Annotated in this window: 6 protein-coding genes; 2 read left to right on the top strand and 4 right to left on the bottom strand. The window is 71.1% G+C overall.

The window, feature by feature from the left end; translation table 11 throughout:
• The first annotated feature begins 7 nt into the window (after positions 1–7).
• Together KDM41_02670 and KDM41_02675 are read left to right on the top strand one after the other, a co-directional pair.
• Positions 8–715: a DNA alkylation repair protein gene (locus KDM41_02670; GenBank protein MCB1182308.1), complete on the top strand. Its 708-nt coding sequence runs from the start codon at positions 8–10 to the stop codon at positions 713–715.
• Positions 716–791: 76 nt separating this feature from the next.
• Positions 792–1,352 carry a DUF4287 domain-containing protein gene (locus KDM41_02675; protein MCB1182309.1) on the top strand — a complete coding sequence of 187 codons (561 nt, stop codon included), beginning with the start codon at positions 792–794 and terminating at the stop codon, positions 1,350–1,352.
• Positions 1,353–1,356: 4 nt separating this feature from the next.
• Here the strand turns inward: KDM41_02675 and KDM41_02680 are convergent, their stop codons facing one another.
• The 4 genes from KDM41_02680 to KDM41_02695 all read right to left on the bottom strand — a co-directional run.
• Positions 1,357–2,160, bottom strand: a complete 804-nt coding sequence (locus KDM41_02680; protein MCB1182310.1) for a glycoside hydrolase family 16 protein — start codon at positions 2,158–2,160, stop codon at positions 1,357–1,359.
• Positions 2,160–3,461: an ROK family transcriptional regulator gene (locus KDM41_02685; GenBank protein ID MCB1182311.1), complete on the bottom strand. Its 1,302-nt coding sequence runs from the start codon at positions 3,459–3,461 to the stop codon at positions 2,160–2,162. The genes KDM41_02680 and KDM41_02685 overlap by 1 nt, the downstream gene beginning before the upstream one ends.
• Before the next feature lie 10 nt (positions 3,462–3,471).
• Entirely contained in the window at positions 3,472–4,869 is a 1,398-nt protein-coding gene (locus KDM41_02690; protein MCB1182312.1) for a hypothetical protein, read from the bottom strand.
• Between the two features lie 187 nt (positions 4,870–5,056).
• Positions 5,057–6,612: methyl-accepting chemotaxis protein (locus KDM41_02695; protein MCB1182313.1), on the bottom strand; the 1,556-nt coding region annotated here is incomplete at its 5' end.

Below are 6,612 nucleotides of genomic sequence, written 5' to 3' on the forward strand. Positions count from 1 at the left end.
CATCCGCGTGAACCTGGGGCAGATCCGCGCCGAGCTGCAGGCCCTGGCCGATCCCGCCATCGCCGCCCACAGCGCCCGCTTCTTCCGCACGGGGCCGGGCGAGTACGGCGAAGGCGACCGCTTCCTGGGCATCCGCGTGCCGCGCGTGCGGGCGCTGGCGAAGCGGTGCGGGGACCTCTCCCTGGCCAGGGTCGCCGGGCTGTTGAGGTCGCGGTGGCACGAGGAGCGCCTCCTGGCGGTGATCATCCTGGCGGGGAAGTTCGACCGGGCGAGCGCGGACGAGCGCGGGCGCATCGCCGAATTCTATCTCGCCCACACCGACCGCGTGAACAACTGGGATCTGGTCGACACTTCGGCCCACCGCATCGTCGGGCCCTGGCTGCAGGACCGTCCGCGCGGCCTGCTGCGCGACCTCGCCCGCTCGGACTCCCTGTGGGAGAGGCGCATCGCGGTCATGGCCACCTACCATTTCATCCGGCAGGGCGACTTCGGCGACACGCTGGACCTCTGCGCCCTGCTGCTCGATGACGACCAGGACCTGATCCACAAGGTCTGCGGCTGGATGCTGCGGGAGGTCGCCAAGCGGGACCGGACCGTCGCCGAGGCTTTCCTGCGGCAGCACCACGCCCGCCTGCCGCGCACGATGCTGCGCTACGCCATCGAGAAGTTCCCGGAACCGCTGCGGCGGAGCTACCTGTCCGGGACGTGGGATTGACGCACGCAGTTCCCTGAGAGCGGGCGGACCGACACGGCGGCCGGACCGGACGGCCGCGAACCCGAAAGGATCCGACATGGCGAAGTCCCCCGAGGAAATGGCCGCCAGCATGGTGGCGAACCTGAAGGAGAAGACCGGCCGGGACATGGCGGCCTGGCTGAAGATCGTCAAGGCGGCCGGAGCCGCGAAGCACGGCGAGATCGTCAAGCTGCTCAAGGGCGAGCACGGCGTCACGCACGGCTACGCCAACCTCATCGCCCACACGTATCTGAACGCAGGCGACGCGGCCGGGGGCGACGACCTCGTCGCGGCCCAGTACGCCGGGCCGAAGGCCGACCTGCGGCCGATCTACGACAAGCTGGCCAGGGCGGTGGCGAAGTTCGGCAAGGATGTCGAGCTGTCCCCGAAGAAGACCTACGTGAGCCTGCGGCGGAGCAAGCAGTTCGGTCTCGTGCAGCCGTCGACCAGGACCCGGGTCGACGTGGGGCTGAACCTGAAGGGCGAGCCGGCCGGGGGGCGCCTGGAAGCGTCGGGGAGCTTCAACGCGATGGTGAGCCATCGGGTGCGGCTGGAGAGCGCGGCCGACGTGGACGCCGAGCTGATCGGGTGGCTGCGGAAAGCGTACGAGCGGGCCTGACCCGCTACTTCTCGCCGTACACCCGCACCCAGTCGACGAGCATGGTCTGGGGGAAGGTGGTCGTCTCGTCCGGGCTGCCCGGCCAGCGGCCGCCCACCGCCACGTTCAGCAGGATGAAGAAGGGGTGGTCGTACACCCAGGTGGCGCCGGCGGGCAGGTCGGTCAGGGCCACGGTGAAGTAGTTGAAGCCGTCGACGTACCAGCTGATGCGCTCGGGCGACCACTGCACCGCGAACTCGTGGAAGCCCAGATGGAAGCCGCCCTGGCTGATGGTGTGGGTGCGGCCGATGGCGCTGCCGCCGAAGTGGCCGGGACCGTGGATGGTGCCGTAGATGGTGCGCGGGTCCTGGCCGAGGAACTCCATGATGTCGATCTCGCCGCAGGCCGGCCAGCCCACCTGGTCGATGTCCCGGCCCAGCATCCAGAAGGCCGGCCAGATGCCCTGCCCCACCGGCAGCTTGATGCGCGCCTCGAAGCGCCCGTAGGCCCGCTCGAACACGCCCTTGGTCTTGATGCGCCCGGACGTGTAGTCCTGGCCGGCGAAGCTCTCCTCGCGGGCGGTGATGGCCAGGTTGCCGTTGCCGTCGAGGCTCACGTTCTCGGGGCGGTTGGTGGTCCACTCGAGCTGGGCGTTGCCCCAGTCGGTGCCGATGTCGAAGACCCAGCGCGTCGAGTCGGGGAGCTGGCCCGCGGGGCCCTCGAACTCGTCGGCCCAGATGAGGCCGATCTCGGGCTCGGGCGCCGTCTCCTCCGAACAGCCCGCGGTGCCGGCGGCCAGCAGGATGCCGAGCACGACCAGGGCGCGCATCAGGCCGCGCCTCCGCCGGCGCTGCCCGTCGCCTCGTCGACCGCGGGGAAGAGCCGCGAGTCGCCGAGGGCCTCCTTGAGCACGAGCGTCGCCGCGCCCACGGCCACCGACTGGGGGCCGAGGCGGCTGACGAGGATCTCGGCGGCGGCCACCGAGTTGACGAGGGTGCGGCTGCGCACGCTGCCGCGCAGGGGCGCGAGCAGCAGTTCGCCGAGGCGCGACAGGTCGCCGCCCAGCACCACCGCCGCCGGGTTCATCAGGTTGAGCAGACCGGCCACGGCGGTGCCCAGGTGCTCGGCCGCCTCGCGGATGACCTGCAGCGCCAGGGGGTCGCCGTCCAGGGCGGCGTCCTCGATGTCGTGGATGGTGAACTCGCGCCGGGCCAGCACGCTGGTCGGGTACTCGCGGAGCAGCTCGCCCGCCCGCTCGCGCAGGGCCGGTCCGCCCACGAGGGTCACCAGGCAACCCCGTAGCCCGCAGATGCACGGCTTGCCATGGGGGTCGATGGCCAGGTGTCCGATCTCGCCGGCGACGCCGGTGGCGCCGCGGTAGATCTCGCCGCCGATGACGTGCCCGGAGCCGATGCCCGTGGCGACCTTGATATAGGCCAGGTTGTCGACGTCGGTGCCGCGGCCCCACCAGTGCTCGGCGAGGGCGCCGAGGTTGGCGTCGTTGTCGACGAAGAGGGGCACGCCGAGCTCTTCGGCGAGGTCCTCCAGGCCGAGGCGGCCTTCCCAGGCGGGCAGCACGACGGGCGACAGGTGGTCGGGCTCGGCCGGGTCGACGGGGCTGGGCACCGCGATGCCGATGCCCACCAGGGGGCGGTCGCCGGCGGCCGGCGAGGCGAGGAGGCGGCGGCAGAGGTCGGCGATGAGGCTGCGCGTCCCGGCGGGGTCCTTGCGCACCGGATGGTCGCAGCTCTCCCAGGCCAGCACGGCGCCGCGGAGGTCGGTCAGGGCCACGGCCACGTGGGCGGCGCCCATCTCGACGCCCAGGATCACGCAGGCGTCGTCGCGGAAGGCGAGCACGATGGGACGGCGTCCGCCGCGCGACTTGCCCTCGCCCAGTTCGGCGACCAGGCCGGTGGGCAGGATCTCGCCCACGACCTCCGACACGGTGGACCGCGACAGGCCCGCCAGGCGGGCGATCTCGGCGCGCGACACGCGGCGCTGATCCCAGATCAGGCGCAGCACGGCGTCCGCGAGGGGACGGGGACGGTCGGGGTCGCTGCGGCGCAACCCCTTCCGGATCAGGTTCTCGTTGTTCAAGACCGGCGACCTCACGAGGTGGATGAGTGTCAAGGGTCCCATCCTATTTGTGGAAGTAGATATTGTCCACCAGGACCAGTCGCGAGTCGTTCGTGCTGAGCACGAGCTGCCCGATGGCCCCCCAGTCCCAATCGCCGGCCGGCAGGGTGAAGTCGGCCAGGGGAAGGTCGAGCGACGACCAGCCGCCCGCCGTGAAGGCGGGGGTCGTGGCGCCGTCGAGGATCAGGTCCGGGGTCTCGGCGCCGCCCGAGGCGGGGAACGAGACGAGCTTCACCTTGAAGTTGGTGCCCGCCGGCGCGTAGACGTCCAGGTGCAGGTGCGTCATGGCCGCGGCGTCGATGGGGAAGTCGGCGAAGTCGATGCCCACGAAGTTGAGCGAGCTGTAGAGCTTCGCCGTGTCGCCGTCGATGTCGTACTCGGAGTACTGGGTCGTGCTGCCGCCCCAGTTGGCGCGCCAGGAGACGACGGGCATGTCCACGTACGGGCCGCTGAAGAGGGAGATCACGTCGGTGGCGGGCAGGGTCGGCGTGGGGGCCGGTCCGGTCGGAGGCTCGTAGCCGGTCACGGTGACGGTGCCGGCCACGTCCAGGTCGCCGAGCTTCGCCGTCACGATCGAGGAGCCGGTGCCCACCAGGTGGATCGTGTTGTCGGCGAGGCGCGCCACGGACGGCTCCGAGGAGACGTAGTCGAAGTAGCCGGGCATGTGGTCGACGGGCACGAAGCCGCCGTCGATCTGGAAGATGGTGCGCGTGCCCGAGATGGGCAGGCTGGCGCCGATGAAGCTCGAGACGTTGGCCGAGGCCATGATCGCCCGGTAGATCTCGATGTTGCCCAGTTTGGCGTAGCGGATCTCGTCGACCCAGATGTCGTAGCCGTCGGGCAGGGCCGGGTCGATGCCCTCGGCGATGGTGAACAGGCCGCGCTCGGAACGGAGCTTCGACGCGTCGGGGATGGGCACGATGACGAAGCTCCAGTCGCGGCCGATGGCCACGTTGCCGCGGCCGGCCTCGTACTTCGAGGTGCCGGTGTTGTCGTTGCCGAAGCCGAAGACGTCGACGACGAGGTCCTGGTTGGCGCGGGCATAGAAGGTCAGGGCGTTGTAGTCGGCCAGGTCGCGGGCGCCGGCCGAGGTGACGACGCCGCCGGTGAACAGGCCGAGCGACGACCCCTCGGGGGGCACGTTCACCTTGAGGGAGCGCGCGCCGTCCAGGGCGTACCCGCCGCCGTAGGCGTAGACCGAGTCGGTGCTGACGGCGGTGACATGGGTCTGGGCGAAGGCCTGGAAGTAGACGTCGGCGCCCCAGGCGTCGTCGAAGACGAGCGGGTCGGAGTTGCCGACGGCCGCCGGCAGGTCGGCCGGGTTGCGTTCGCCGCAGCCGGCGAGCAGGGCGATCACGGCGAGGATCGGCAGGACGACGAAGAGACGGCGCGTCGACTTCACGATGGGCCTCCGGAGCGTTGAGGAGTGTTTCCGGGCCGCCGGACGCGGCTTTGTACGGCAACCGATCAAAGTATGCCCAAGGGAGCCGGGCGTGTCAAGGCGGGATGACGGACAGGAGTGGGATTCGCGAGGCGGGTTCCGGTGGGCAGGGGGCCGACCCCGAGGATCGGCCCCCGGCTCGCCGCTGTCAACCGACGGGTTCGTAGATGTCGGCGCCCCATTCGCTTGCGGCGAACGTGGGCGCTGCGGCAGGCCCCGCCGCGCCGGGCGCGTCGTCGTCGAGGCGGAAGCGGGACATGAGCCGCTCGAGATGCTCCGCCTGTCCGGCGAGCTCGCCGGTGGCCGCGGCCACCTCCTCGGCGGTGCCGGCGTTCTCCTGCACGAGATTGCTGATCTGGTCGACGGCCGTGGCGATCTCCTTGATGGCCGGCGCCTGGGTGGCCGCCAACTCGGAAATCTCGCCGATGCTCGACGTGGCCGTCCCGATGTGCTGCACCAACTGCGCGAAGGCCTGTGAAGTCTGCTCGACGACCTCGGTGCTGGACGTGGTGAGGGACACCGACTCCTCGATCAGCTCGGACGTCTCGCGGGCGGCCTTGGCGCTGCGTCCGGCGAGGTTGCGCACCTCTTCGGCGACGACGGCGAAGCCCTTGCCGTGCTTGCCGGCCCGGGCCGCCTCGACCGCCGCGTTCAGCGCCAGCAGATTGGTCTGGAAGGCGATGTCGTCGATGACCTGGATGATCCGCGCGATGGCCTGGCTCGAGTCGTGGATGCGGCCCATGGAGTCGACCATGCGCGCCATCTGACCGGAGCCGGTGTCGGCCGCCGTGTGGGCCGCCTCGGTCACGCGGCTCGCCTCGGCCGACTTCTCGCGGCTGCCCTGCGCGCTGGTGTCGACCTCGGCCAGGGAACTGGAGATCTCCTGCAGGCTCGCCGCCTGGGTGATGGCCGCCTGGGACTGGCGGTGGCTCGACTCGGCGAGCTGCCGGCTGCCCGATTCGATCTCGGCCGTGGTGGTGCGGATCCCCCGCAGCAGGGCCACCAGATCGCTGCGCATGACGCGCAGCGCCAGGCCGAGCTCGTCCTTTTCCGAGGCGAGGGGCACTTCGCGCGAGAGGTCGCCCTCGGCGATGGCGCGCGCCACGTCGGCCTTGGCCCCGAGGCTGTCGGCCATGGCGTCGAAGCCGCGCATGAGCTGGGAGAGCTCGTCGCGGCCGCTGGTGGCGAGCCGGTTGCCGAGATCGCCCTCGCGGATCAGTTCGGCCTGGACGAGGCAGTCGCGCAGGCCGGAGAGGATGGAGCGGGCCAGGACCCACGTTCCGACGGCCAGCAGCAGCAGGACGACGACGTTGGCGCCCTCGATGGTGCGCCGGATGGTGTGCAGCCGGCTCTCGGTGGCCGCGACGGCGGGATCGACGACGTTCCCGGCAAAGCTCTCCTCGACCGAAGACAGCAGGGCCAGGACCTCCTCCTCGGCGTCGGCGTACTTCGCCCGCGCCTCGTCGAGCTCGATGGCGGCGGTGAACACCGACCGGGCGGCATGCTGGAAATCGTTCCACTCCGCGGCCGGGATCCCGGCGCCGGCGCCGGACCGGATCTCGCGGCCGAGATCCTCGAACTCGGTGGCGAGGGCCGGGTCGCCGGTGATCAGGATGTCGTTGAAGGTCATCACGGCCTGCCAGAGCTGGTCGACCAGGGCGGCCGAACCCTCCGCGCGCGCGACGTCGACGAGGGGGCCCACGG

It is taken from the genome of bacterium, from assembly GCA_020440705.1.
GTDB lineage: Bacteria > Krumholzibacteriota > Krumholzibacteriia > LZORAL124-64-63 > LZORAL124-64-63 > JAGRNP01.

Bases quoted from the DNA above. Each gene is read 5' to 3' on its own strand.
- KDM41_02675 (MCB1182309.1), top strand. From the start codon at position 792: ATGGCGAAGTCCCCCGAGGAAATGGCCGCCAGCATGGTGGCGAACCTG.
- KDM41_02680 (MCB1182310.1), bottom strand. From the start codon at position 2,160: ATGCGCGCCCTGGTCGTGCTCGGCATCCTGCTGGCCGCCGGCACCGCG.